Origin of the sequence: Rhodococcus sp. NPDC019647 (assembly GCF_044389235.1) — a bacterium.
Taxonomy (GTDB): Bacteria; Actinomycetota; Actinomycetes; order Mycobacteriales; family Mycobacteriaceae; genus Rhodococcus_F; species Rhodococcus_F oxybenzonivorans.
In genome coordinates, this window is sequence record NZ_JBIRXS010000022.1 from 75,960 (window position 1) to 101,938 (window position 25,979).

Annotated in this window: 27 protein-coding genes and 1 riboswitch; of the genes, 17 read left to right on the plus strand and 10 right to left on the minus strand. The window is 66.0% G+C overall.

The window, feature by feature from the left end; all coding sequences use genetic code 11:
* The first annotated feature begins 1 nt into the window (after position 1).
* A complete protein-coding gene (locus ACH49N_RS28475) occupies positions 2-637 on the plus strand; it encodes a response regulator transcription factor (RefSeq protein ID WP_358270816.1) in 636 nt (211 codons plus the stop codon).
* Here the strand turns inward: ACH49N_RS28475 and ACH49N_RS28480 are convergent.
* Positions 634-2,274 carry a GAF domain-containing protein gene (locus ACH49N_RS28480; RefSeq protein ID WP_358270814.1) on the minus strand — a complete coding sequence of 547 codons (1,641 nt, stop codon included), beginning with the start codon at positions 2,272-2,274 and terminating at the stop codon, positions 634-636. The genes ACH49N_RS28475 and ACH49N_RS28480 overlap by 4 nt on opposite strands.
* A 116-nt stretch (positions 2,275-2,390) precedes the next feature.
* On the opposite strand from ACH49N_RS28480, the gene ACH49N_RS28485 reads away from it, so the two are divergent.
* Positions 2,391-3,014, plus strand: coding sequence for a Tat pathway signal protein (locus ACH49N_RS28485; RefSeq protein WP_358270812.1), 624 nt, complete (start codon positions 2,391-2,393; stop codon positions 3,012-3,014).
* A gap of 11 nt (positions 3,015-3,025) precedes the next feature.
* Here the strand turns inward: ACH49N_RS28485 and ACH49N_RS28490 are convergent, their stop codons facing one another.
* The 5 genes from ACH49N_RS28490 to ACH49N_RS28510 all read right to left on the minus strand — a co-directional run bounded on the left by ACH49N_RS28490 (position 3,026) and on the right by ACH49N_RS28510 (position 5,928).
* On the minus strand, positions 3,026-3,751 hold the full coding sequence (locus ACH49N_RS28490) for a hypothetical protein (protein WP_358270811.1): 726 nt from the start codon (positions 3,749-3,751) through the stop codon (positions 3,026-3,028).
* A 1-nt stretch (position 3,752) separates the two neighbouring features.
* The gene (locus tag ACH49N_RS28495; RefSeq protein ID WP_159919999.1) at positions 3,753-4,079 is read right to left on the minus strand and encodes a cupin domain-containing protein; all 327 of its coding nucleotides are present in this window, start codon (positions 4,077-4,079) and stop codon (positions 3,753-3,755) included.
* 71 nt (positions 4,080-4,150) lie between these two features.
* Positions 4,151-4,549, minus strand: a complete 399-nt coding sequence (locus ACH49N_RS28500; RefSeq protein WP_358270809.1) for a hypothetical protein — start codon at positions 4,547-4,549, stop codon at positions 4,151-4,153.
* 72 nt (positions 4,550-4,621) lie between these two features.
* The gene (locus ACH49N_RS28505; RefSeq protein ID WP_358270807.1) at positions 4,622-5,128 is read right to left on the minus strand and encodes a dihydrofolate reductase; all 507 of its coding nucleotides are present in this window, start codon (positions 5,126-5,128) and stop codon (positions 4,622-4,624) included.
* Complete coding sequence (locus tag ACH49N_RS28510; protein ID WP_317768576.1) at positions 5,128-5,928, minus strand: thymidylate synthase; 801 nt, start codon at positions 5,926-5,928, stop codon at positions 5,128-5,130. The genes ACH49N_RS28505 and ACH49N_RS28510 overlap by 1 nt, the downstream gene beginning before the upstream one ends.
* An 85-nt stretch (positions 5,929-6,013) precedes the next feature.
* Between ACH49N_RS28510 and cobF the strand changes: the two genes are divergently transcribed.
* The 5 genes from cobF to ACH49N_RS28535 all read left to right on the plus strand — a co-directional run bounded on the left by cobF (position 6,014) and on the right by ACH49N_RS28535 (position 10,195).
* A complete protein-coding gene (gene cobF / locus ACH49N_RS28515) occupies positions 6,014-6,754 on the plus strand; it encodes a precorrin-6A synthase (deacetylating) (protein ID WP_159920007.1) in 741 nt (246 codons plus the stop codon).
* Positions 6,755-6,772: 18 nt separating this feature from the next.
* The gene (locus ACH49N_RS28520) at positions 6,773-7,639 is read left to right on the plus strand and encodes an Fpg/Nei family DNA glycosylase (RefSeq protein ID WP_159920009.1); all 867 of its coding nucleotides are present in this window, start codon (positions 6,773-6,775) and stop codon (positions 7,637-7,639) included.
* 26 nt (positions 7,640-7,665) lie between these two features.
* A complete protein-coding gene (gene purT, locus ACH49N_RS28525; protein ID WP_358270805.1) occupies positions 7,666-8,877 on the plus strand; it encodes a formate-dependent phosphoribosylglycinamide formyltransferase in 1,212 nt (403 codons plus the stop codon).
* The gene (locus tag ACH49N_RS28530; RefSeq protein ID WP_159920013.1) at positions 8,874-9,356 is read left to right on the plus strand and encodes a DUF456 domain-containing protein; all 483 of its coding nucleotides are present in this window, start codon (positions 8,874-8,876) and stop codon (positions 9,354-9,356) included. Before purT ends, ACH49N_RS28530 begins: the two co-directional genes overlap by 4 nt.
* Before the next feature lie 74 nt (positions 9,357-9,430).
* A complete protein-coding gene (locus ACH49N_RS28535; protein WP_250774917.1) occupies positions 9,431-10,195 on the plus strand; it encodes a hypothetical protein in 765 nt (254 codons plus the stop codon).
* Here ACH49N_RS28535 and ACH49N_RS28540 read toward each other — a convergent pair.
* Both ACH49N_RS28540 and ACH49N_RS28545 read right to left on the minus strand, forming a co-directional pair.
* Positions 10,192-10,947, minus strand: a complete 756-nt coding sequence (locus tag ACH49N_RS28540) for an amidohydrolase (protein ID WP_250774919.1) — start codon at positions 10,945-10,947, stop codon at positions 10,192-10,194. The genes ACH49N_RS28535 and ACH49N_RS28540 overlap by 4 nt on opposite strands.
* Positions 10,948-11,040: 93 nt before the next feature.
* Entirely contained in the window at positions 11,041-12,432 is a 1,392-nt protein-coding gene (locus ACH49N_RS28545; protein WP_109327579.1) for an FAD-dependent oxidoreductase, read from the minus strand.
* A 259-nt stretch (positions 12,433-12,691) separates the two neighbouring features.
* On the opposite strand from ACH49N_RS28545, the gene ACH49N_RS28550 reads away from it, so the two are divergent.
* The 3 genes from ACH49N_RS28550 to ACH49N_RS28560 all read left to right on the plus strand — a co-directional run bounded on the left by ACH49N_RS28550 (position 12,692) and on the right by ACH49N_RS28560 (position 14,844).
* Positions 12,692-13,138, plus strand: a complete 447-nt coding sequence (locus tag ACH49N_RS28550; RefSeq protein ID WP_358270802.1) for a hypothetical protein — start codon at positions 12,692-12,694, stop codon at positions 13,136-13,138.
* Between the two features lie 66 nt (positions 13,139-13,204).
* A complete protein-coding gene (locus ACH49N_RS28555; RefSeq protein ID WP_358271397.1) occupies positions 13,205-13,624 on the plus strand; it encodes a rhodanese-like domain-containing protein in 420 nt (139 codons plus the stop codon).
* Positions 13,621-14,844, plus strand: coding sequence for an O-succinylhomoserine sulfhydrylase (locus ACH49N_RS28560; RefSeq protein WP_159920021.1), 1,224 nt, complete (start codon positions 13,621-13,623; stop codon positions 14,842-14,844). The genes ACH49N_RS28555 and ACH49N_RS28560 overlap by 4 nt, the downstream gene beginning before the upstream one ends.
* Before the next feature lie 22 nt (positions 14,845-14,866).
* Here ACH49N_RS28560 and ACH49N_RS28565 read toward each other — a convergent pair whose 3' ends face one another.
* Together ACH49N_RS28565 and ACH49N_RS28570 are read right to left on the minus strand one after the other, a co-directional pair.
* Complete coding sequence (locus tag ACH49N_RS28565) at positions 14,867-15,646, minus strand: HAD-IIA family hydrolase (RefSeq protein ID WP_109327585.1); 780 nt, start codon at positions 15,644-15,646, stop codon at positions 14,867-14,869.
* 79 nt (positions 15,647-15,725) lie between these two features.
* Positions 15,726-16,493 carry a sulfite exporter TauE/SafE family protein gene (locus ACH49N_RS28570; RefSeq protein ID WP_250774921.1) on the minus strand — a complete coding sequence of 256 codons (768 nt, stop codon included), beginning with the start codon at positions 16,491-16,493 and terminating at the stop codon, positions 15,726-15,728.
* A gap of 214 nt (positions 16,494-16,707) precedes the next feature.
* Positions 16,708-16,806, plus strand: a riboswitch (SAM riboswitch).
* A gap of 324 nt (positions 16,807-17,130) precedes the next feature.
* Between ACH49N_RS28570 and ACH49N_RS28575 the strand changes: the two genes are divergently transcribed.
* The 7 genes from ACH49N_RS28575 to ACH49N_RS28605 all read left to right on the plus strand — a co-directional run bounded on the left by ACH49N_RS28575 (position 17,131) and on the right by ACH49N_RS28605 (position 25,952).
* Positions 17,131-18,186, plus strand: coding sequence for an LLM class flavin-dependent oxidoreductase (locus tag ACH49N_RS28575; protein ID WP_358270800.1), 1,056 nt, complete (start codon positions 17,131-17,133; stop codon positions 18,184-18,186).
* Between the two features lie 77 nt (positions 18,187-18,263).
* Complete coding sequence (locus ACH49N_RS28580; RefSeq protein WP_358271394.1) at positions 18,264-19,895, plus strand: ABC transporter substrate-binding protein; 1,632 nt, start codon at positions 18,264-18,266, stop codon at positions 19,893-19,895.
* Between the two features lie 3 nt (positions 19,896-19,898).
* Positions 19,899-20,885 carry an ABC transporter permease gene (locus ACH49N_RS28585; protein ID WP_358270798.1) on the plus strand — a complete coding sequence of 329 codons (987 nt, stop codon included), beginning with the start codon at positions 19,899-19,901 and terminating at the stop codon, positions 20,883-20,885.
* On the plus strand, positions 20,878-21,798 hold the full coding sequence (locus ACH49N_RS28590; RefSeq protein ID WP_358270797.1) for an ABC transporter permease: 921 nt from the start codon (positions 20,878-20,880) through the stop codon (positions 21,796-21,798). Before ACH49N_RS28585 ends, ACH49N_RS28590 begins: the two co-directional genes overlap by 8 nt.
* Entirely contained in the window at positions 21,795-23,444 is a 1,650-nt protein-coding gene (locus ACH49N_RS28595; protein WP_250774926.1) for an ABC transporter ATP-binding protein, read from the plus strand. The genes ACH49N_RS28590 and ACH49N_RS28595 overlap by 4 nt, the downstream gene beginning before the upstream one ends.
* Positions 23,437-24,579 carry an LLM class flavin-dependent oxidoreductase gene (locus ACH49N_RS28600; protein WP_250774928.1) on the plus strand — a complete coding sequence of 381 codons (1,143 nt, stop codon included), beginning with the start codon at positions 23,437-23,439 and terminating at the stop codon, positions 24,577-24,579. Before ACH49N_RS28595 ends, ACH49N_RS28600 begins: the two co-directional genes overlap by 8 nt.
* Positions 24,576-25,952: an NtaA/DmoA family FMN-dependent monooxygenase gene (locus ACH49N_RS28605; RefSeq protein WP_250774932.1), complete on the plus strand. Its 1,377-nt coding sequence runs from the start codon at positions 24,576-24,578 to the stop codon at positions 25,950-25,952. Before ACH49N_RS28600 ends, ACH49N_RS28605 begins: the two co-directional genes overlap by 4 nt.
* Positions 25,953-25,979 lie beyond the last annotated feature (27 nt).

Here is a 25,979-nt window from a genome sequence, read left to right on the forward strand (position 1 = left end):
CATGACCACGCGAGTGTTTCTCGTCGACGACCACGAGATCGTTCGCCGGGGCCTTCTCGACCTATTCGGCAGCGTGCCGGATCTGGAAGTGGTCGGGGAGGCGGGTTCGGTAGCGGAGGCTTTGTCCCGGTTGCCCACCAGCGGTGCGGATGTCGCCGTCCTGGACGTCCGGCTGCCGGACGGCAATGGTGTGGAGCTGTGCCGGGACCTTCGAGCCGCCCTGCCCGCGCTCCGCTGCCTCATGCTCACGTCGTACTCGGACGACGAGGCGTTGTTCGACGCGATCATGGGGGGTGCGTCCGGTTTCGTCCTGAAGCAGATTCTCGGCACCGACCTGGTCTCCGCGGTCCGGACGGTGGGACAGGGGGGTTCGCTACTCGACAGCCGTGCCACGTCGGCGCTGATGCAGCGCATACGGTCCGAGCGGAGGGAAGATCCGCTCGCGCAACTGTCGGAACAGGAACGGGCGGTATTCGAGCTGATCGGGGAGGGTCTCACCAACCGGGAGATCGCCGAGCGGCTGTTCCTCGCCGAGAAGACGATCAAGAACTACGTCTCGCGGCTGTTGGCCAAGCTGGGAATGCAAAGGCGAACTCAGGCAGCGGTATTGGCGACCGAGCTGCGGCGCCGGACCTAGGAGATGGGTACTCGCCATGTGACGAGTGTCCCCGAGGGGCCCGTCTCGACGGTGCAGGTGCCGCCGCACAACTCGGCCCGGTGATCGAGATTGGCCAGGCCGCTACGGTCTCCTGGCGTGATGCCGATCCCGTCGTCCTCCACGGTGATGGTGAGTTCGTCTTCGGCCGCGATGCAGATGTCGATCGTGGTCGCGCGAGCATGCCGCAGCGCATTACTCAGGGCTTCACGCAGGACTGCCTCGGCGTGTTGATGGATCCGGTTCGGTACGAGTGTGTCGATGGCACCGGCGAATTGAACGTTGGGGGCGATCGGTGACTGCGCCGTGAGATCACTGACAACGTCGAGGAGACGTCTGCGCAGGCTCGTCGCGGACGCGGCATCGGTGGCCTGAAGATCGAAAATCGTGGTACGGATTTCGCGCACCGTCCGATCGAGTTGCTCGACTGCGGTGGCCACGATGGAACGCACCGCCTCCGGCACATCCCCGTCGGCGTCGGTGCTCTGCAGGCTCATACCCGTGGCGAAGAGACGCTGAATCACGTTGTCGTGCAAGTCCCGGGCTATCCGGTCGCGATCGGCGAGTACCGACAACAGTCGCTGTTTGCGTTGCTGGTCCGCGAACTCGACGGCCACAGCGGCGAGGTCGGCCACCGACTCGAGCCGAGCAACCTCGTCCGGGTCCCACGGCACGTTCCCGCGGGCGGTGACCACCAGGACGCCGCCGACCCCGGATGCCGTCGACAACGGAAGAACGGCGGCGCGACCGGCATCCGGCGAGAACGGTGCCAGACCGGTCAATCCCGTCAGCAGAGCGGGAGTCCGGGAATGCTGGACCTCGGCCAGTGGCTCGGCTTGCGCAGCGATCCGATAGGCGTCGGGGAGGGGACGTGCGGCGGTATCCGCTCCCACCACGGCGCCGTCGCCCTGCGTGACGACGATGAACACCTCGTCGCCGCTCGACAATTCGCGTACCTGCCCGGCGAGGGTGCGTAGGGTCTCGTCGAGTGAGCCACCGACCATCAAGCGCGACGTGATGGAGGCGACCGCCGTCAGCCACCGCTCGCGCGTCCGCGACTCCTCGAACAACCGGGCGTTGTCCACGGCCACCCCGGCCGACGTGGCGAGAGCGAGCAGGATCACCTCGTCCTCTTCCGTGAACTCGGGACCGCTGCGTTTCTCGGTGAGGTAAATGCTGCCGAAAACGGTCCCGCGCATCATGATGGGCGCGCCCAGGAAGCTACTCATCGGTGGGTGGCCGGGCGGAAGGCCTACAGATGCGGGATGGCGGGAGAGGTTCGGCAGACGGACCGGGCGCGGGTCGTTGATCAGTAGGCCGAGCAACCCGCGACCTTCCGGGAAATGGCCCATCCCGGCGCGCTCGTCCGGGGTGATGCCCCGAAACACGAACTCGGCCAGACCGCCATCGGGGGCACGCACACCCAATGCGCCGTAGCGGGCGTCGAGCAGCGACGTGGCCGAATCGACGATGCGCTGCAGGGTCGAATCGAGTTCGAGACCCGACCCCACCACGAGGACCGCCTCGAACAGACGCTGCAAACTCTGACGGGTGGGTACGACCTCGCTGAGGCCTCCGCGAGGCAGTCTGATCCTCATCCCGTGCTGGTCCCGTCCCATGTCAGCAGCATAGGTGTGAGAGGGGGGTAACGCCGGGAACTGGGGTCTCGATAGAGGCGCGAGAGTGTTTACTCATTCGAAGTAACGCTTATCCATGAAGGACGAGGAGAAGAAGAATGAATCGACGGCACTTCGGACGACGGATCGCGGCAGGCCTGACCGCTGCAATGGCAGCGACGATGATGTTTACCGGGGCGGCTTCGGCGCAGCCCACAGATTCAGTTCCGGCTGTCGACCCCACCACGGCGATCGCCAAGCTACGGACCGCTGCAGCGGGTAATCCGGGCGCCGAGGCCGCCATCGAACGGCTGGCACTCTCACCGACCGATGCGGCCGCGATGGACATCGCCCTGCCGGGTCAGATCTTCCAGGTTCCCGCGTACTCCGACACCGGTCAGGGCGGACCCGTCCTCGGCCAGCTGTACGGCGCCGGAGTGGCAACCAACATGAGCAATCAGTTCCGCTTCGGGTTCTTCGGGGGACCGGGAACCATCGCTGCCGACCAGGCGGGTGCCCAGCTCGAGGTCGTATATTACAGCTTCGCCACCGGTGCCAGTGGCGTCGTCAAGCTGGACCAGAACAACGTGGCGGTTCCCACCGTCATCTCCACCCCGCCGGTCGCGGGTCTCGGTGGTGGCCTGGTCGTGGCGGCCGTGTACGGGTCGCTGAATCATCAGGTCGGTCCGAACATCGTCAAGAGCACGATCTGGTGGCCCAGTCTGGGGACCGTGCTCGCCTGACAGTCGAGCCACTAGGTGGCGGGTCCGGCCGGCGGCCGGGCCTGCCACCACTCCGTCCAGCGCTCCTCCAGCTCGCGGAACTCTTCCTCGTCCAGGCCGTACACGGCCAGCAGTATCTGAGCACCACCGTGCGGGCGCGCAGAGTTGACCGGCTGCTCGCCGAACTGCAGCAGTCCAGGGCCGAGATCGTCGACACTGACCGCCGTCTGATGCTCGCCGACGAAGCACACCACGCCGGACAGCAGGTCGCCCGCCGCAGAGACGGCGCTGAAGTGATCGCCCGGCCTCGAGCCGGTGATCTTGTCGAGGCCCAGCAGATGCTGCGCCGAATCTCCCTGCGCGACCGGGCCTTCGAGAAACAGCGTGCGCCGCTCCGCCAATCCGTGCCGCTCGATGCCGAATTTCAGGAACTGCAGAAACGTGGTCCAGCCCTCGGTGACGTCGTCATACCAGTCGGTCGCGTCCGGGCTGCTGTCGCGGGGCGGCCGGGTGATCCGCACGAGGGTAGTGCCCTCGTGTTCGTGGAGTGTGAAGCGGTCACCCCCGGCCAAGGCCAAGCTGTACTCGGCGGGGTCCTCGATCACGTCGCGGAAATAGATTTCCTCGATCTCGGCGTCGAGGCCGTCATAATCCCATCCATGCCAGCGCCGGATCAGCTCCGGATCCCGCAGCGCGGGCCACACCACGGGCGGCGCCGCAGCCACGGACACCTCGATCACCGGTTGCGTGTCGGTCATGTCACATGGCGACGGTGAGCAGGAAAGCCACGTCCTCCAGTGCTTCGACGCTGTGCCGATCACTGGGGAGAACCAGGAAATCGCCCGAGGAGCCTTTCCATGAATCCTCGCCCGACACCAGGGTCAGCTTGCCGCTGAGAATGAACAGAGTGCCTTCGCCCGGGCTCTCGTGCTCCGCCATCTTCTGACCTGCGGTGAGCGCGACAACGGTCTGACGGAGACTGCGCCGGTGGCCGCCGTACACGGTCTGCGAACTGCGACCGCTGGACGTCCCGCCTGCCAACTTCAGTTGCTGACGGGCAAGGGCGGTCAGTGACTTCTTGTCCATGAGTCGAGTATGACCCAACGCGCGCACCGTCACCCGGTGAATGGGGTAACGGTGCGGTCGTGGTGCTGTGGTCAGCGACGGGCGAGTGTCCACCCCTGCAGCGCCGCGAAGGCCCCGACCACAGCGGCCTGCAGTACAGCCCAGGCAGCGCCGGCAGTGGTGAGATGCTGCCATCCCGCGAGTACGAGTGCCAGGCTGGCGACCACCCACGCGGCATTGGCGACGATGACGGCCTCGACGGTCGCGGTTCGCGGGCGGTCGGGCGCACTCACCAACCACACGCCGACGGCGAAGGCGAGGAGAAACACCCCGATGACTCGCAGAAAACCAGTCGTCGGACCGAGAAGGCCGTCGAGGAGTCCGGCGGCAACGAGATAGGCAAGCCCGTTGACGCCCGTGACCACGGCGTCGAGGCGCAATACGAGGCGCAGCGGGGAGAGGGCGGTTCGGGCTTCGAGTGCGGCGATCATGTCGGCGATCCTCACGTGAGACGAGTGAACGGGTATGTCACTCAGACTCGCGCCGGAACCGAATGCTCTCAATTACCTCGCAGGTAATGCCCGGGTGTAGGTAATCCACCGGTACCGGGTGCCGTTCTTCGCCGACGTGAGCCACTCACCGGTGTCCTCGGCGTACCAGGAGTCGTCGATCGGCGGCGCCCAGGCATCGCCGTCGACCGTGACGTCGACTTCGGTGACGAACAACCGTGTGGCGAAAGGCATTGCCACGTTGTAGATTTCGCCGCCGCCGATGATGCAGACGTCCTCGCTCGCCAGTGCCAGCGCCGATGCGAGCCCGGACGCGGTCTCCGCGCCCTCCGCCATCCAGTCCGGCTGCCTGGTGACCACGATGTTGCGCCGCCCCGGTAGTGGCCGGAATTTTGCCGGCAACGAGTCCCAGGTCTTACGGCCCATCACCACGGGGTGTCCCTGCGTGACCTTCTTGAAGTACGCCATGTCCTCGGGCACGTGCCACGGAATGGTGTTGTCGCGGCCGATGACGCCACCGTTCGCCTGCGCCCAGACCAGGCTGACCTGCCGTGCGGCCACTAGACGGCCACCGGGGCCTTGATGGCCGGGTGATGCCGGTAGTCGACGATCTCCACGTCCTCGAAGGTGTAGTCGAAGATCGAATCCCGCTTGTTCAGCTTCAACGTCGGATACGGGAACGCTTCCCGGCTCAGCTGCTCCGTGACCTGGTCAACGTGATTGTCGTAGATGTGGCAGTCGCCGCCCGTCCAGATGAAGTCACCCGGTTGGAGTCCGGCCTGCTGCGCCACCATATGGGTGAGCAGCGCGTAGCTGGCGATGTTGAACGGAACACCCAGGAACATGTCCGCGCTGCGCTGATACAGCTGGCACGACAACCGGCCGTCCGCCACGTAGAACTGGAAGAACGCATGGCACGGCGCCAACGCCATCTGCGGGATGTCGCCGACGTTCCACGCCGACACGATGATGCGCCGCGAGTCCGGATTGGACTTCAGCGTCTCGATGGTCTGGGTGATCTGATCAATGTTCTCACCCGAGGGGGTGGGCCAGCTGCGCCACTGCACGCCGTAGACCGGGCCGAGTTCACCGTCCGCGTCGGCCCACTCGTCCCATATGGTCACGCCGTTGTCCTGAAGCCATTTCACGTTCGAGTCGCCGCGCAGGAACCACAGCAGCTCGTAGACGATCGACTTGAGGTGCACCTTTTTGGTCGTGACCAGAGGAAACCCTTCCGCCAGATTCCACCGCATCTGATGACCGAAGACACTCCTCGTGCCGGTTCCGGTGCGGTCGGCCTTCGGCGTGCCGGTGTCCAGCACGAGTCGGAGGAGGTCTTCGTACGGGGTCGGCACAGTCACGGCGTTCAGTTTAGGCGCTCCGCGCCCGTGCGCCTTTCTGGTAGCTGGAGCAACCAGAAAGGCGCACGGGCGATAGCCTTCGCCCATGCGTGAACTTCTCGTGATCGGCATCGGCGCCGGCGACCCCGACCAGGTGACCGTCCAGGCGATCAAGGCGATGAACAAGGCTGATGTGTTCTTCGTCATCGGCAAGGGTGACGAGAAGCAGGACCTCGTCGATCTCCGCACCACCATTCTCGAGGAACACGTCACCGGTCCGTATCGGGTGGTCGACATCGTCGACCCACCGCGGAACCGCACGCCCGACGACTACGAGGGCGTGGTCGACGACTGGCACGAGCGCCGGGCGGCACTGTTCGAGGAGAAGTTTGCGGCCGAACCGGGAGTCGGGGCGATCCTCGTGTGGGGTGACCCGTCGCTCTACGACAGCACGTTGCGGATCGTCGAGCGAGTACTCGCCCGCGGGAATGTGTCGTTCGACTACTCGGTGATCCCCGGTGTGACCAGTGTGCAGTCGTTGGCGGCGGGACACCGGATGGTGCTCAACCGCATCGGTGAACCCATTCACATCACCACCGGTCGCCGGCTTGCCGAGGGACTCCCCGAGGGCGTCGACAACGCGGTGGTGATGCTCGACGCGAACACGACGTTCACCCATGTACCCGGCGAGGACGTGCAGATCTGGTGGGGCGCCTACCTCGGCACCCCCGACGAGGTCCTCATCTCCGGTCGCCTCCGCGACGTCGAAAGCGAGATCCAGCGGGTGCGGGCCGAACTTCGCGAGCGCAAGGGCTGGATCATGGACACGTACCTGCTGCGGCGGTAGGTCGGTTAGCCTGGTGCCATGCCCGAGCTGCCGGAGGTGGAGGCGTTAGCCGAGTTCCTGCGGAAACACGCCGTGGGGGCGGTGGTCGGACGGGTGGACGTGGCCGCGCTGAGTGTCCTGAAGACGTTCGACCCACCGATCACGGCGTTGCAGGGCCGGGATGTGACGGGTGCTGCGCGTTTCGGTAAGCACCTGGCCCTCGACTGCGACGGGGTGTGGTTGGTCACGCATCTTTCCCGCGGAGGATGGTTGCGCTGGACCGACAACCCGTCGGCCGCCCCGCCGAAGCCGGGGAAGGGTCCGCTCGCGTTGCGGCTCCACTTCTTCACTCCGGAGGGTGCGACACCGGCGTTCGACCTCACCGAGGCGGGAACGAAGAAGCGGCTCGCGGTGTGGGTGGTGCACGACCCGCAGGAAGTGGAGGGGATCGCGCGACTCGGCCCCGACGCCCTGGAGGTCACCGAACCGGAGTTCGCCGCGCTGCTCGAGACCTCCTCGGCGCGGATCAAGAACGCCCTGGTCGATCAGTCTCTGCTGGCCGGCGTGGGCAATGCGTACTCGGACGAAATACTCCACACGGCGAAGATTTCACCGTTCGCGACGGCGAAGACACTGCCGGAGGATTCCGTCCACATTCTGTACGACGCGATGCGCACGGTGCTGATCGACGCCGTCGAACGGTCACTCGGCCAGGATGCCGCGCGGCTCAAGGGGGAGAAGAGATCCGGTATGCGGGTGCACGCGCGCACAGGTCTACCCTGCCCGGTGTGCGGCGACACCGTCCGGGAAGTGTCCTTCGCGGAGAAGTCTTTTCAGTACTGTGCCACCTGTCAGACCGGCGGCAAGGTGCTCGCGGATCGGCGGATGTCCAGGCTGCTGAAGTAGCTCTACGCACGCATATAGTTGTCGCCATGCGGAAACAGGCACCCGAGCGGTTCGGTACACCTCTGACGGCGGGCGCGATACGCGTGATGCTGCTCGGGTCGGGTGAGCTGGGCAAAGAAGTCATCATCGCCCTGCAGAGACTCGGCGTCGAGGTGATCGCGGTCGACCGGTACGACAATGCGCCCGGGCATCAGGTGGCGCACCGCGCGCACACCGTCGACATGAGCGACCCGGAAGCGCTGTTGCGTCTCATCGACGCCGAAAAGCCGCACTTCGTTGTTCCCGAAATCGAGGCCATTGCCACCGACGCGCTGGCCACCGTAGAGGAGTCCGGTGCCGCCGTGGTGATCCCGACGGCGCGCGCGACCGCGCTCACCATGAATCGGGAGGGGATACGCCGTCTCGCGGCCGAGGAACTGGGACTCCCGACGTCGCCGTACGAATTCGCCGACTCGCTGGACGCAGTGCGTTCCGCTGTCGAACGCATCGGTGTGCCGTGTGTGATCAAGCCGGTGATGTCCTCGTCAGGGAAGGGGCAGTCGACCGTCCGCGATCTCGAGGACGTTGACAAGGCCTGGGAATACGCACTTTCCGGGGGCCGGATCAATCACGGACGCGTCATCGTCGAGGGGTTCGTCGACTTCGACTACGAGATCACGCAACTCACCGTCCGGGCCGTCGGAATGGACGGTGAAGTGCACACCGCCTACTGCGAGCCCATCGGTCACCTGCAGGACGCCGGTGACTACGTGGAGTCGTGGCAGCCGCAGGCGATGAGCCCGGTAGCGCTCGCCCGTGCGCGGGAGATAGCGGGGACGGTGACCGCGGCGCTGGGCGGCAGGGGAGTGTTCGGTGTCGAACTGTTCGTCAAGGGTGACGACGTCTATTTCTCGGAGGTCAGCCCCCGTCCACACGACACCGGCTTGGTAACTCTACGCACTCAACGCTTCTCGGAGTTCGAGCTCCACGCGCGCGCCGTACTCGGGCTTCCCGTCGACACCACGCTCACCGCGCCCGGCGCGTCCGCGGTGATCTACGGCGGCAGGGACGCAGTCGGCATCGGTTTCGAGGGCGTTGCCGAAGCGATGGCCGTACCGGAAACCGACCTACGGCTGTTCGGGAAACCCGAAAGTTACGTCCGACGGCGCATGGGAGTGGCCGTGTCCACGGGACCCGACGTCGAGACGGCGCGCAGCAGGGCGCGCGAGGCCGCGTCCCGCGTTCGTCCGGTCGCATGAGCACGGGAGCAGAGGCGCTCGTCGGCCTCGTTATCGTGATCGGGTTGATCGGTGTGGTCATTCCGGTACTTCCCGGAACGATACTGATCTTCGCCGCAATTCTGGTGTGGGCCATCATGTCCGGCACCGCTACCGCGTGGGCCGTGTTCGCCGCTGCCACGCTGTTTCTCGTGGTGAGTGGCGTGGTGAAATACACTTGGCCAGGTAAGCGGATGCGCAGTGCCGGCGTGCCCAACATGTCACTCGTCGCCGGTGGACTGACGGGGATCGTCGGATTCTTCGTCATCCCGGTAGTGGGTTTGTTTCTCGGCTTCATCGCGGGAACGTATGTGGCCGAGCTCTACCGGCTGCGGGCGCACAACCGTGCGTGGGCGTCGACCTGGCACGCGTGCAAGGCGGTCGGGCTGTCGATGCTGATCGAACTGCTCGGCGCCCTGATCGCCTCCGGTGTCTGGCTGGCCGCCGTGGTCGCGACTTAGGGGTATCCAGACGCCGTCGACACCTGCAAGTATGGAATGCGGAACGAGATCTCCCACCTAGCGGAGGAACGCCCGTGCATACCAAGACGACCTGGATACTCGGTCCCCTCACTGTCATCGTCCTGGCCATGAGCGGCTGTGGGGACGACTCGTCAGGCTCGTCGGCGGCGAGCGACACCAGCGCCGCAGCCTCGGCGACCACCACCGCGGCAGCGGCCGCCCTGATGGAGCAGATTCCCTCCCCGTTCGAAGAAGAACCCCAGCTCGAGAGAACCTTCCTCGGCGCGGTGAACGATTCGGACGCCTATGTTGCTGTCGTTACGTCGGGTAGCGACGCCGTCGCATTCCTGTGCGATGGCGACGACATGTGGATGTGGATGTCCGGAACGATGGACGGTGACCGGCTGGCACTGACCGCGCCGGACGGGTCGACGCTCACCGGCACGATGAGCGACGGAAAGGTGTCGGGGACGGTCACCGGTGCGGGCATGACCGACAAGGCGTTCGAGGCCGCACCCGCGGCGGTCGATGAAGGCCTCTACCGCGCCACCACCAACCGCGACGGTGCCGACTACACCCTCGGTTGGATCATGCGCACTGACGGGGTTCGGGGGCTCGAACGGCAGGCCAACGGATCGACCATGGGTGGTATCGCCGTCGACCGGAACGACGACGACATGGACGAACGCAACCGGGAGCGGCGGCAGGAGCGCAGGGACAACGATCAGGCCGCATGCGAGCAGATGGGCGGATACAACGACTGGCTCGCCTCACAACCGCAGACGCCGCCGGTCAGCGAGATGATGTCGATGAACAGCATGCAGATGGAAGGCTGCTAGCAGGGGCCCTGTTCGGAATTGCAGCGGTACCACTCTCGTGCGTTGTCGCCCATGACGGCATCGAAATCGTCTCCGACCGCCTCCGCGACGATGTCGATGTCGCTGTCCTGGAACACTCTTCGTGAACGGCTGCCGGGGAGATCGGTGCCGAACATCAGTGCCCGGGGATTGACGGCATGAATTTGGCGGAGCACTTCGCACACGTCGTCGATGGTCGTTCTACCGAACCCGGTTGCTTTCACGCGTGCGCCGCGGTCGACGAGATCCAGTAGGTAGGGCAGCCCGCGGGTCGACATGCCGAGGTGATCGATACTGACGGCAGGCAGCTTGGCGAACACCGGCTCCAGCGACAACAGGAGGGTGGCGTCGACGTAGAACTCGGCGTGCCAGCCGGCGAGTTCGTACGCGCGCAGTGCCTGCTTGGTGAGGAGCTTCAGGTCGGTCGCGCTGCGGCGGAGGTTGAACCGGACTGCCCGCACGCCGGCAGAATCGAGTCGCAGAATGTCTTCGTCGGTGGCGTCGGGCTCGAGGTGTGTGACGCCGACCCAGCTGGGGCCGAGTTCTTCCAGCGCGGCAATCAGATAGCTCTGGTCGGTGCCCTGGTACGACGCCGTGACCACGGCGCCACCGTCCACGCCGAAACCTTCGGTCCGTGCACGGTAATCGGCAATGGTGAAGGGGTCAGGCAGGTAGCCGTGATTCTCGAACACCGGGAACCGGGGATCGATGATGTGCACGTGGGCATCAAACACGGTTCACATTTTGCCTTGTCGCCGGCGTACCACGCGGGGAGGGACTGCGAAGGGAGCCTCCCGTGGGAGGCTCCCTTCGCGGATGCTCGACGATCAGGCCTTGTCGGGCTCGCTGGCCTTGAGCATGTCTTCGCGTTCGACGACCTTGATGCGCTCGCGGCCCTCGGGCTCACCGAGGCTGCGCTCGTGCGCGTCGAGGCGGTACCAGCCCTGCCAGGTGGTGTACGGAATCTGCTTGCCCTCGAGGTACTCGATGATCGCGTCCTCGGACGGGTTGGCCGGTTCGGCGAAGGTGGGCCGGTCCTCGAGCAGGTTTGCCACGGTCTCGTTGGCGTCGCCCTTGGTGTGCCCGATCAGGCCGACGGGGCCGCGCTTGATCCAGCCGGTGACGTAGGTGGCCGGCATGAACCGGGCGGCACCCTCCGCCGAGTCGTCGGCGATGACGCGTCCGGCCTCGTTGGGGACGGTGCCGGCCTGCTCGTCGAACGGCAGCTTCGCAATGTTCTGCGACAGGTAGCCCACCGCGCGGTACACGGCTTGGACGTCCCAGTCGTTGAACTTGCCGGTGCCCTTGACGTTGCCGGTGCCGTCGAGCTGGGTGCGCTCGGTGCGCAGACCGACGACCTTGCCGTCCTCGCCGAGGACCTCGGTGGGTGATTCGAAGAAGTGCAGGTACAGCCGGTGCGGCCGGTTGCCGACGTCGCGGATGGCCCAGTCCTGCAGGGTGTTGGCCACCATGTCGACCTGCTTGGAGTTGCGGCGTGCCTGCTCCGAGCCCTCGTCGTAGTCGATGTCCTCGGGGTCGACGATGACCTCGATGGTCGGGGAGTGATCGAGTTCGCGCAGCTCGAGAGGCGTGAACTTGGCCTGCGCCGGTCCGCGGCGGCCGAAGACGTGGACCTCGACGGCCTTGTTGGCCTTGAGCCCCTCGTAGACGTTGGCGGGGATCTCGGTCGGCAGCAGCTCGTCGCCGGTCTTCGCGAGGACGCGGGCGATGTCGAGGGCGACGTTGCCGACACCGAGGACGGCGACCTTCTCCGCGTCGAGCGGCCAGGTGCGCGGCACATCGGGGTGACCGTCGTACCAGGAGACGAAGTCGGCGGCGCCGTAGCTGCCGTCGAGGTCGATGCCCGGGATGTTCAGGTCGCGGTCGGCGTTGGCGCCGGTGGAGAAGATCACCGCGTCGTAGAAGTTGTGCAGGTCTTCGAGGGTGATGTCGGTGCCGTAGTCGATGTTGCCGAGCAGGCGCACCGACGGCTTGTCGAGCACCTTGTGCAGGGCGGTGATGATGCCCTTGATGCGCGGGTGGTCGGGGGCGACGCCGTAGCGGATCAGACCGAACGGTGCCGGCATCCGCTCGAACAGGTCGATGCTGATCCCGCCGTCCGAGGCGGCATCAGATTTCATGAGTGCATCGGCAGCGTAGATACCGGCGGGGCCGGCACCGACGATCGCTACGCGCAACGGACGTGTCTGATCAGTCATCTGGAGCGAACTACCTTCTGATGGGCGGACAACGAATTTTCAGCTTAAGTTAAGCCCAGCCTAATCGGGTGGCCGAGGTGTGGCGTCACGCCCCTGCCCGGCCGGGCCCGCACTCGGTGGCGCCGGTGAGAGCTGGGCGGCTCCCATTGTCTGGGCTTGCGAATGTCGAGGGTAGTCGTCTCCCGGTTGGGGGGTCACAAATCAGATTTGTACCAGCTGCTCTATACACTGCTGACCACGCCGAAAATGAAGGGAAGTCATGTCCGATCCGAGCGAATCGCCGCACAACGCCGCGGGGGACGACCCGGAGGATCCCCGGCGTACCACTGCCACACCGTTCATCGCCGCCGTCGCCCTCGTCGTGATCATCCTGGTCGCGATCGTCGTCGGCAGTATTCTCTCGCCCGCCGACGAGAACGTCACCGAGGCGGACCGCATCAACCGCTCGGTGGCCGATTACATCCAGGCCCGCAATCATGACGACGCCGACCTGCAGAAGTCGTTGGTGTGTTCTACCTGGTCGGACGACCGTTCACCGCTCGCGGGGCGCGAAGGGGAGGTCACCCTGCAGGGTGTCGACTCCTCCGAGGTGAACGGCGACCGCGCCCGGGCAGAGGTGCGGATCACGGCCGAGGACGGTCGTGGTGAGACGACGGACACCTGGCAGCTGGCCCGCTCCGGCGACACGTGGGTCGTGTGCAATTGATGCGTGCCCAGAAGAGGCCGCTTGCCCGGGAGGGCATCGAAAAGAGGGTTGTGAAAAGCTGACATGGTGAGTTACGCAGGCGACATAACGCCGGAGCATGCCTGGGAGCTGCTTCGCGACAATCCCGACGCTGTGCTGGTCGACGTACGAACAGATGCCGAATGGAAATATGTCGGTGTTCCCGATACGTCCTCACTGGGCAAGCAGCCGGTGCTGATCGAGTGGGTGAGCTATCCCCACGGTGCGCGCAACGACAATTTCGTGGATCAGTTGAAGGAAGCCGGGATCACCGGGGGCGAGGACGCACCCGTCATCTTCCTGTGTCGATCCGGTCAGCGTTCCATCGGTGCGGCGGAGGCCGCGACAGCGGTGGGCATCGGCCCGTCGTACAACGTGCTCGACGGTTTCGAAGGCGCCTTGGACGCCGACGGTCATCGTGGGGCGGTCGGCTGGCGGGCGCTGGGCCTGCCGTGGAGGCAGTGGTGAGTGCAATTCCTCAGGGCGGCGCGTTTCAGAAGGCGCTGCCGGACGGCATCGGTCAGGGCACGATCAGTGTGCGCGGCGGAACCCTTCGATCAGGCTTCGAGGAAACGTCCGAAGCGATCTTCCTGAATTCGGGCTTCGTGTTCGAGAGCGCGGGAGCGGCCGAGGCGTCGTTCACCGGCGATATCGACCACTTCGTCTATTCGCGTTACGGCAACCCGACCGTGAAGATGTTCGAGGAGCGGCTCCGTCTCATCGAGGGTGCGGAAGCGTGCTTCGCCACCGCGAGCGGGATGTCGGCGGTGTTCACCGCCCTGGGCGCCCTGCTGAAGGCCGGAGACCGCCTGGTGGCGGCGCGCAGCCTGTTCGGGTCCTGCTTCGTGGTGTGCAACGAGATCCTGCCGCGCTGGGGTGTCGAGACCGTGTTCGTCGACGGCGAAGACCTCGACCAGTGGGAGGAGGCCCTCTCGACGCCCACCACGGCAGTGTTCTTCGAGACGCCTTCCAATCCGATGCAAACGCTCGTGGACGTGCCGCGCGTGGTGGAGCTGGCGCATGCGGCAGGTGCCAAGGTGGTGCTGGACAACGTGTTTGCTACACCGCTGCTGCAACGCAGCCTCGATCTGGGAGCTGACGTCGTCGTCTACTCCGGGACGAAGCACATCGACGGTCAGGGGCGCGTGCTCGGTGGTGCGATCCTCGGATCACAGGAGTACATCGACGGTCCGGTCCAGAACTTGATGCGTCACACAGGTCCGGCACTCAGTCCGTTCAACGCCTGGACGCTACTCAAGGGCCTGGAGACGATGCCGATTCGCGTGCGGCACTCGGTCGGTTCCGCTTTGCAGATCGCGCGGTTCCTCGAATCGAATGCCTCGGTCGAATGGGTCAAGTACCCGTACCTCGAGTCCCATCCCCAGCACGAGCTCGCCAAGCGCCAGATGAGCGGCGGCGGCACGGTGGTCACCTTCGCGCTCGCTGCCGCCGAGAACGAGGCCAAGAAGCGTGCGTTCGAAGTACTCGACGCGCTGCGGCTGGTCAACATTTCGAACAATCTCGGTGACTCCAAGTCGCTCATCACCCACCCCGCCACCACGACCCACCGGGCAATGGGACCCGAAGGGCGTGCGGCAGTGGGAATTACGGACGGCGTCGTCCGGCTCTCCGTCGGACTCGAAGACACCGAGGACCTACTGTCCGATCTCGAGCACGCGCTGAGCTGACTACACCTCGGACCGTCCGAAGTCAGACCGAGGTTTCGGCCCGATCGAACGGATCCGAGGTGCGCCCGACGAGATCGGCCACGGACTTGAGGACTGCCGTGGGGCGGTACGGGAAGAGCTCGACCGAATCGCGCGTCGAGATACCGGTCAGCACCAGAATGGTCTGCAGCCCGGCTTCGAGCCCGCACACGATGTCGGTGTCCATGCGATCGCCGATCATCAGGGTGTTCGCGGAGTGCGCCCCGATGGCCCGGAGGGCCGAGCGCATCATCAGGGCGTTCGGCTTGCCCACGTAGTAGGGGTCGCGGCCGGTGGCCTTGCTGATCAATGCGGCAACGGACCCGGTGGCGGGTAACGATCCCTCCCGGGACGGTCCGGTGGGATCGGGGTTGGTGGCGATGAAGCGAGCACCTCTCTCCACCAGGCGGATTGCGGTGGTGATCGCCTCGAAGGAGTACGTGCGGGTCTCGCCGAGCACCACATAGTCGGGATCGTTCTCGGTGAGGACGTAACCGATGTCGTGCAATGCGGTGGTGAGACCGGACTCACCCACCACATAGGCGCTGCCGTTCGGGCGCTGGCTCGCCAGGAACGTTGCGGTCGCCAACGCGGACGTCCAGATGGATTCCTCGGGAATGTCGAGTCCCGTGCGGAGAAGCCGGGCGCGGAGGTCGCGGGGTGTCCTGATGGAGTTGTTGGTGAGCACGATGAATGGGATCTCGGCTTCGCGGAGCTCGGCCAGGAAGAGGTCTGCCCCCGGGACCAGGTGTTCTTCGTGAACGAGAACTCCGTCCATGTCCATCAGGTACGTCCAGCCGGGGTTCTCTACATCTGTTGTGCTCACCGACCCAGTATGAGGCAGCACCAGGCGGCATGCGCGACTACGCCAGGAGCCGGCCCAGCCCGATCAGGCCGACCACCACGATGGTCACCCGGAGTGCGGTGGGGGACAGGCGACGGCCGTAGCGGGCCCCGAGCACTCCGCCGAGGAGCGAACCGACCGCGATGAGGCCCGCGGCGGCCCAGCTGATCCGGTCGAAGGCGACGAGCGTGTACGCGAGCGCGGCGACGATGTTGACGAGCAGGGAGAGCAGGTTCTTCGCGCCGTTCATCCGCTGCAGACTCTCGGGGAGGATCGCCCCCATCACACCCATCAGAAGGATGCCCTGCGCTGCGGTGAAATACCCGCCGTACACCCCGACCGCGAACGTGCCGGCCGTCAGCAACAGCAGACGCGGCCGGCTGAGGCCGGCTTCGTGGCTACCGCGCTCCTTCGCCCACGCCTGGATCCGCGGCTGCAACACCACGAGCACGAGCGCCAGGACCAACAACACAGGGACGATGAACTCGAACACCGATTCGGGCAGGTGCAGCAACAACCAAGCGCCGAGAATTGCACCGCACAGTGACGCCGGGATCTGCCAGCGCAGCCGGGACCCCTGCCCGGCCAACTCTCGCCGGTAACCCCAGGTGCCGGAGACGCCGCCGGCGACCAACCCCACCGCATTCGACATCGTGGCGGTCACGGGTGGAAACCCGAACGCCACCAGGGTCGGGAAGGTGATGAGCGTGCCGCTGCCGACGACCGCGTTGATCGCACCTGCGCCGATGCCGGCAACGAGGATCGCAATGGCTTCGAGTGGAGTCACCGGGGCGACGTTACAAGGGACGTCTGGCACCCCGCGCCCGGGTTCCGGAGACGCGGCCCCGTAGAGAGGTGCCCACCCCATCCAACCTCATGGCGCGGCCGGTGTCAGCAATTGCACGCAGCCTGATCCGATTGCGTGGGTTCTTCGGGTTTCCCCTGTGTGGCAGGGGAATTCACGTGTTGACGAGGTGGCGTGATGCGGATAGTGTTCGCGTCAACCATCCAGAGCGACCGAGAGACCTGGCTCGTCGACGTCGCAGCAACCCTTCCGACATTGTTTCGGGTGTGGGTGCTACCGCCAGGATCGATGGAAGGCATCACATGACTCACCCCGCACGCAGCACCTGGCGCAGACGGCACATCGATCTGTGCCGCACCAAGTCTTGCGGTTGTTGACGTAGGCCCACCTCTCAGCTCACCGGGCGCAGCGCTCGGTGAGTCTCTCGCGCGTGTCCACGGGGAGCGTGGAAGTGCGCTTCCCTCTCGATCCTCGCCTCGATGAAAGGCCGTGTAGTGATGTCTGTCATAAGTGCGCCCCGACCCGTGGAGGACAGCCTCGACGACGGTGCACTCGGGGTGCACGCCTTCGAGAAGGCTGTGCCCGCTCCCTCGTCGGCGTCGAGGAAGTTCCAGTCGGCATGAAGTTTCTCCTGATGACTCTCGTCACGCATCAGCCCGACCCGGTAACCGGCGAGAAAGTCGACACTGCGACGCGATTGCGGGAAGTAGTCGATTCGGCGGTCCTCGCCGAACAACTCGGGTACGACGGGTTCGCTGTCGGTGAGCGGCACGAACATCCGTTCCTGTCTTCGGCACCGCCCGTCGTGCTCAGCGCGATCGCGGCGCGTACCACCACATTGCAGTTGTGGACAGCCGTGACCACGCTCAGCCTGCTCGACCCGGTCCGGGCCTTCGAGGACTATTCGACGCTGGACAACCTGTCGGGCGGCCGCCTGCAGCTGATCATCGGCAAGGGAAACGGCACGGCCCAGGCCGAACTGTTCTCCGTGACCCCCGACGACCAGTGGGATCGCAATCGCGAGGGGTACGAACTGTTCCGGCAACTGTGGGAGAGCGAGGACGTGACGTGGGAAGGCAGCTTCCGTCCGCGTCTCGAACACGCTGTCGCGCTTCCGCGACCACTCCAGCCCCGGATCCGGATCTGGCACGGCAGTGCCACGAGTGAGGAGTCGGTCGACTTGGCCGCTCGCTACGGTGATCCACTCTTTTCCGCCAACGTCACCAACCCTGTCGAGCCGTATGCCGAACTCATTCGCCACTATCGCGAGCGGTGGATCGACTACGGCCGCGACCCCGCTGACGCTCTGGTCGGCGCCGGGACTGCGGGCTTCTATGTGACGCCGAAGTCGCAGGACGCCGTCGACACCTGGCGGCCGATCCATGCCGCAAGGATCGAGTTCGCGCGCAGGACCGGACTGCCCGTGGTGTTCGACACGGTCGAAGACTTCGTGGAGCGAAGCTCGGCGCTCATCGGCAGTCCGGAGCAGGTGATCGACAAGGTCGCGCGGTACCACGAGCAGTTCGGCCACGAAGTGATCCACCTCGGGGCCGATCGAGTGGGGACAAGCGACAAGCAGCACCGCGAAAGTCTCGAGCTCTTCCAGGCAGACGTGGCGCCCGCGTTGCGCGCGACCATTCCGAGCCGATCCCTCGCAACCCTTCCGTGCACGTGAGCGTCCCCGAATCCCGGGTGTCATTCGTGCCTGTCGTCGAAATTACGGAGCTATCGGTGTCCTCAGTGCTTGTGTCCTTGTCCCCGACCTTCCGCGGAAAAGCCCGCATCGCAGCAGGTATCGGCGTCGCCGCCGTGCTGGCCACGGCGCTCACCGCCTGCGGTGGCGGTTCCAGCAGTTCCTCCGCGGATGCGGGTCCCGCGCAACCGGGCGGCACACTCCGCTACGGCCTGTCCCAGGCGCCCACATGCGCCGACCCCGCACAGTCCGGCACGAACCAGACGATCTACGTGACTCGCCAGGTGGTCGATTCGCTCACTGATCAGGATCCCCGAACAGGTGAACTGACGCCGTGGCTCGCGGAGACCTGGGAACTGAACGCCGACGCCTCCGCCTTCACCTTTCGCCTGAAGGAGGGCGTCACCTTCAGCGACGGAACGCCCCTCACTGCTGAGTCGGTGAAGAAGAATTTCGACGCGCTCGTCAACACCCTCACCGGGGCCAAGGCGCCACTGGCCGCCAGCTACCTGACCGGATACATCGGGACCACCGTGATCGATGCGCGCACCGCGCAGGTCAACTTCTCGGCACCCAACGCCCAGTTCCTGCAGGCATCGTCCACCCCGCAGCTGGGCATTCTGTCGGATGCGTCCGTCGCCAAGCCGGCGGAGGAGCGCTGCACCGGCAACATCTCGGGAACCGGGCCGTTCACGTACGCCGACTACCAGCAGGACAAGTCGGTGACCCTCGCCAAGCGGGCCGGATACAGCTGGGGCTCAGACGTGTTCGGTCACGCCGGCGAGGCCTACCTCGACACCATCGAGTTCAGCGTGGTGCCCGAATCCGGTGTCCGTACGGGCAGCCTGTCCTCGGGACAGCTGGACGCGATCAGCGATGCGCTGCCGCAGGATGCCCCGCAGATCGAAGGCGCCGGTGGGCAGGTGCTCACCACATCGAACCCGGGTACGCCATTCGGATTCCAGCCCAACGTGACTCGCGGACCGCTCGTGGATCCCGTCGTGCGCAGTGCGCTGGTCTCGGCGATCAACCGGCAGGAACTGGTCGACACCGTGCTCGGCCCCAACTTCACGCCCGCCACCAGCACGCTGGCCAGCCGCACCCCCGGCTACGTGGCGCTGCCGGACGTGACGTACGACCCGGAGAAGGCCAAGTCCATCCTGGATCAGGCGGGTTGGGTTCCCGGTGCCGACGGCATCCGGGAGAAGAGCGGTCAGAGGCTGAGCTTCCCCGTTCTGTTCAGCTCCGTGTTTGCCGGCAACCAGGCAATCCTCGAACTGGTGCAGCAGCAGCTCACAGCGGTGGGAGTAGATCTGCAGCTGAATCTCGTGGCCACTCCGGAGGCCACCGCTCGCCAGAATGCCAAGGACTTCGACGCCACCTATTACAACAGCACCCGCGCCGACGGTGACATTCTGCGTACCCAGTTCGGACTCGACGGCCGCAACCTCAACAGCCGTGGCCCGATTCCCGCGCTCGACGACGTGCTTGCAAAGCAACTCGCCACCACCGACACCACCGAGCGGAACGCACTTCTCGCCGACGCCCAGCAGCAGGTGCTCGACAACGGCCTGTGGATTCCCACCGTGGAGCTGTCGCAGGCGATCGGCGCAGGACCGGACGTGCAGGATCTGAAGTTCGAGGCCTCGGCCAGGCTCCAGTTCTTCGATACCTGGATCAGTGGACGCTAGAAGATGACTCGATACCTCGGATCCCGTGTCCTGCAGGCGTTGGGCGTGCTGTGGGCAACATTCACCGTGTCGTTCGCAGTCCTGTTCCTACTGCCTTCGGACCCCGTGAGCATCGCGGTCGATTCCGCAACAGCGGGGACGACGGTCGATGCGGCGGCCGTTGCGGAGTTGCAGGCGCGGTACGGCCTGGACCAGCCGGTATGGGTGCAGTACTGGAACTCCCTGAGCCACTCCGTTCGCGGTGACTTCGGATACTCGATCGCCACCGGGCAGTCGGTGACCGAGGCCATCGGGAACGCGGTGCCCAGCACCCTCGCGCTCGCGTCCGTGGCGCTCGTTCTCGCCGTGGTGTTCGGGACCGCGGTAGCGTTCGTCGCCACGTACACCAGGGTGCGCGGGGTACGGAATCTGTTGTTCTCGCTGCCCCCGCTCGGTGTCGCGGTGCCGACGTTCTGGGTAGGTCTTATTCTGCTGCAGCTGTTCTCGTTTCGATTGAAAGCCTTTCCGGCGTTCGGCGACCAGGGAATCGCGACCCTGGTGCTTCCCGCGGTCACTCTCGCGCTGCCGACCGGCGCCGTGATCGCCCAGGTGCTCGCCGCGAGTCTGCAGACCACGTGGCGGCAGCCGTTCATCGACACCGCCCGGGCGAAAGGAGCCTCCCGGTGGAGGATCCAGACCCGGCACGCGCTGCGGTTGTCGAGCATCCCCGCCTTCACCATCGCCGGAGTATTGGTGGGCACGCTGCTGGCCGGGTCCGTGGTCGTCGAAACGGTGTTTTCACGAGCCGGAGTCGGGCGGCTCACGCAGACTTCCGTGATGGCGCAGGATATTCCGGTGGTCCAGGGAATCGTGGTACTGAGCTCGCTTGCCTACGTCCTCGTCAACCTCGCCGTGGATCTGCTCTACCCGCTGATCGATCCGCGAATCGTCGAGGGCAGGAAGCGGGCGAGCACGGAGCACACGAAAAAGGAGGAGATCGTTCATGTCTGACATCCTCACCAGGGAGGTGACGGGCGAGGTCGTCGATGTCGGCGCGTCTCCGCGCATAGTCACACCCGTGGCCGGGTTCTTCCCTGTTACCCGCCGGCGCAGTGTCACGGCCTGGTTGCGTCGCAATCTCGTGCTCGTGACTTCCGCCGTCGTGCTCCTGCTTGCTGTCGGGTGTGCGGTGGCGCCCTCCGTATTCGCGGGCGGCAACCCACTCACCGGCGTGCCCGCGCAGAAGCTGCAGGCCCCGAGCGCCGCGCACTGGTTCGGGACCGACAACATCGGCCGGGACGTGTACACCCGAGTCGTTCACGGTGCCGGACTCTCGCTCACCGCAACCCTACTGGCGGTGGGTATCGCCCTGGTTGTCGGTTCGCTGATCGGTCTGCTGTCCGGTGCGGCCGGGGGAGCGGTCGATGCGGTGTTGATGAGACTCGTCGATGTGTTGCTGTCCATTCCGGCATTGCTGCTCTCCCTCGCACTGGTCACGGCCCTGGGATTCGGCACCGTCAACGTCGCTGTGGCCGTGGGTGTTTCCCTGATCGCGAACTTCGCCCGTGTGATGCGGTCAGAGGTGCTGCGAGTGCGCCGGTCACTCTACGTCGAGGCCGCGTTCGCGTCGGGAGTCCGGTGGCACACGGTGCTCCACCGGCACATCCTGCGGAACTCCTACGCACCCGTCGTCGCCCTCGCCGCCGTGGAGTTCGGCATGGCGGTCCTCGCGGTGTCGTCGTTGAGCTTCCTCGGATTCGGGGCGGTACCACCGACACCCGAGTGGGGTTCGCTGATCTCCGAGGGCCGCAACTACCTCGCGACGGCGTGGTGGATGACCACCTTGCCCGGCCTGGTGATCGTGGCCGTCGTGCTGTCGGCACACCGCCTCGGGCATGCACTCGAACAGAGAGAGTCGCGATGAGCACGAACGACACCCCGCTGCTGCAGGTCTCCGGACTGCGGGTGGCGTACGGGAGCGTGAGCGATCCAGTTCTGGCCGTGACGGGCGTCGACCTTACGGTCTCGCGCGGGGAAGTGGTGGCCGTGGTGGGCGAGTCCGGCTCCGGTAAGTCGACCACCGCGCACGCGATTCTCGGGCTACTGGCGGGGAGCGGACGCGCGATCGGCGGCACCGTCACCTTCGACGGCGAGCGCCTCGACACCCTGCCCGAGCGCGCACTGGGGCGCATCCGCGGCGCCAGGATCGGGGTGGTGCCACAGGACCCGACGACCTCGCTCAACCCGGTGATCAGGGTGGGGGTTCAGGTCGCCGAGGTGCTGCGGGTGCACGGTCTCGCCGACCGGCGGACGGCCGGAATCGAGGCGGTGCGCATTCTCGCCGAGGCCGGGATCGACAAGCCCGAGGTGCGTGCCCGGCAGTATCCGCAGGACCTGTCGGGCGGCCAGCGGCAGCGCGTCCTGATCGGAATCGCGTTGGCCTGCAACCCCGAACTGGTGATCGCGGACGAGCCCACCAGCGCACTCGACGTCACGGTTCAACGCCGGATCCTCGATCACCTGGCTGCGCGTACCGCCGAGTCGGGGACCGCAGTCCTGTTGATCACGCACGACCTGGGTGTCGCGGCCGACCGCGCCGACCGGATCATCGTGATGAACCGCGGCGAGGTGGTGGAGTCGGGGCCCACCCGGGAGATCCTGACGCAGCCGCAGCATGCGTACACGCGCGCACTACTGGCAGCCGCGCCCAGCCTGTCCGCGGCACCCCGGCGCACAGACCACTCGTCCACCGTGGCCGACCCGCTCCTGCGCGTCTCGGGGGTGTCGAAAACATTCCGGATCGACCGGAAGACAGCGATCGAGGCCGTCGAGGACGTGTCCTTCGAGGTTCCGCGCGGTCGCACGCTGTCCCTGGTCGGCGAGTCGGGATCCGGCAAGTCGACGGTGGCCCGCATCGCGATCCGACTGGAGACGCCGTCTCGTGGCAGCATCGAGTTCGACGGAGCGGACATCACGACGCTGCGGGGTGGCGCCCTGCGTGCCCTCCGCCGGCGAGTTCAACTCGTCTACCAGAATCCGTACGCCTCGCTCGATCCCAAACTCGCCGTCGCCGACATCGTGGCCGAACCGCTCGGCGCCTTCGGGATCGGGAGCAAGGCCGAACGAGCGGAGCGGGTCGCCGAACTCCTCGAACAGGTGGCGCTGCCGCGCAGCTACCTCGCACGGAAACCCGCAGAACTGTCCGGCGGCCAGCGTCAACGGGTCGCCATTGCCCGGGCGCTGTCACTGCACCCGGAACTTCTCGTGCTCGACGAGCCGGTGTCCGCTCTGGACGTTTCGGTGCAGGCGCAGATACTCGATCTACTGGAGACCCTCCAGCGCGAACTCGGCCTCAGCTACCTGTTCATCTCGCACGATCTCGCGGTGGTCCGGCAGATCAGTGACACGGTCGCCGTGATGCGGTCCGGTCGCATCCTCGAATTCGGCACCACCGCCGAGATATTCGAAACACCACGTCACGACTACACCCGGGAGCTGCTCGACGCGATCCCCGGGCGGTCCATCGCTCGCCCACCGTCAGCACAGCTGGAGGAAGCCATTCATGCCTGAACTTCGTCACCACCCCCTCATCGCCGTCGACCTGCACGGCGCCGGTCTGCACCCGCAGGCGTGGCGTCGCCCCGACTCGCGCGCAGAAGATCTCTTCACGGCCGGTTACTGGACCGGGCTCCTGGGAGTTGCCGACAGGGCCGGCATCGACCTCGCCTTCCTCGGTGACTCCTTCGCCCTCGCCTCGACGGGTCACGCCGAACAGCGGGGGCAACTCGACGCTGTCGCGATCGCGTCACGGGCTGTGACGAGCACCCGGACCATAGGTCTGGTCCCGACGGTGACCGTGACCCACACCGAGCCGTTCCACGTCTCGAAAGCCATCGCGAGTCTCGACCATGCCTCACTGGGTCGCGCGGGGTGGCAGGTCGACGTGTCGGCCGGTCGAGCCCAGGCCCAGCTGTTCGGCCGTAAGGAACCCCAGGACGACGAAGATTTGTGGTCGGAGGCGAGCGAGGCCATCGAAGCCGTGCGTCTGTTGTGGGACAGCTGGGAGGACGACGCCGAGATCCGCGACGTCGCCACCGGCCGATTCGTCGACCGGGACAAACTGCACTACATCGACTTCGAGGGAACCCACTTCTCCGTGAAGGGGCCGTCGATTACACCGCGCTCACCACAAGGCCAGTCGCTGGTCGTGCTCGGTGTGCACGACGAACATTCCCGCCGGGTGGCCGTATCGCACGCCGACGTGATCCGCATCAGCGGCCTCACCGTCGACGCGGCCGGGCGGGCTGCGGCGGACATTTCCCGCGACGTGGTCGAGGCGGGCCGCGACAGGAGCGCGGTCCGCATACTTCTCGACGTGGAGGTGCTGCTCGCCGCCGACCACAGTGGCGCCGCCCGGGACCTCGCCCAGCTCGAGAACTGGGCCGGGACCGGGTACGAACCACGATCGCTCCTCTACCGGGGGGATGCGGCGGGACTGGCCGATCTCGTCGCGAACGTGGCGCGGGCGGGCGAGGTGGACGGCGTGACTTTCCGCCCGCTCGCGCTTCCCTCCGGACTGGACACCCTCGCCGAGGCGGTACTGCCGCTACTGCGACCTGACGGAGGCGACGTGCGTTTACTGCGGGAACGCCTCGGCTTCGACCGTCCCACCAATCACTTCACCCGAACAGGACTTTCGGCATGACGACATCGCGACCGGTGCCCCGCAAGCAGATACACCTCGCAGCGCACTTCCCGGGGGTGAACAACACCACGGTGTGGAGCGACCCCGAGTCGAAGAGCCAGATAGATTTCGACTCGTTCGTGCACCTGGCGAAAACAGCGGAACGCGGGTTGTTCGACTTCTTCTTCCTCGCCGAGGGCCTGCGGTTGCGTGAGCACCGCGGACGGATCCACGACCTGGACGTCGTCGGCCGGCCAGACACCCTGACCGTGCTCGGTGCGCTGGCCGGGGCGACGACCCACCTCGGCCTGGCCGGAACGATCAACACCACCTTCAACGAACCGTACGAATTGGCGCGGCAATTCGCGTCACTCGATCATTTGTCGGACGGCCGGGCTGCGTGGAACATGGTCACCTCCTCGGACGCTTTCACCGGCGAAAACTTCCGGCGCGGGGGATATCTCGACCGCAGAGACCGCTACGTCCGCGCAAGTGAAGTGATCGAGGGCGCGCGGAAGTTCTGGGACAGCTGGGATCAGGACGCGCTCGTGATCGACCGGGAGCACGGGGTTTTCGCGCACGAGTCGTCGATCCGTGAGGTCGCCTTTTCGGGTTCGCAGTTCGATGTGCGGGGACGGTTCACGGTACCCCGCAGCCCCCAGGGTCATCCGGTGCTGCTGCAGGCGGGGGATTCTGAGGAGGGCCGCGAGTTCGGGGCGGCTCAGGCCGACGCCATCTTCACCGTGCACGGCACACTCGAGGACGGCCGCACGTTCTATTCCGACGTCAAGGGCAGACTGGCGAAGTACGGGCGCAGAGCCGAGGACCTCAAGGTGCTCCCCGCGGCCACCTTCGTTCTGGGTGATACGGCGGCGGATGCCGCCGAACGGGCCGATCACATCCGGCACCAGCAGGTAGGTCCCCAGACAGCCATCGCATTCCTCGAGCAGGTGTGGGGACGTGACCTTTCCGGATACGACCCGGACGGTCCCCTTCCGGACGTCGAACCCGCCGACAATCCGGACATCACCCGCGGCCGTGTCCGGCACGTGAAGGATCCGCGGGAGATCGCCTCGGCATGGCGGGCGAAAGCCGAGGCGGAGAAGCTCAGCATCCGTGAGCTGATCATCGCGGTCACCGCCCGGCAGCAGTTCGTGGGCACCCCGGCCCAGGTGGCCGAGGACATCGACCACTATGTGCAGTCGGACGCCTGCGACGGTTTCATCCTCGTGCCGCACCTCACACCGGCCGGGCTCGACGAGTTCGTCGAGAAGGTGGTGCCGCTCCTGCAGGACCGTGGCAGTTTCCGCACCGAATACTCGGGCACCACCCTGCGCAGCCATCTCGGGCTGAGCCATCCGCACCACCAGAACGAAGGAGTACGAGCATCATGACCGCAGCGTCGGAAGCCACTGGATTCG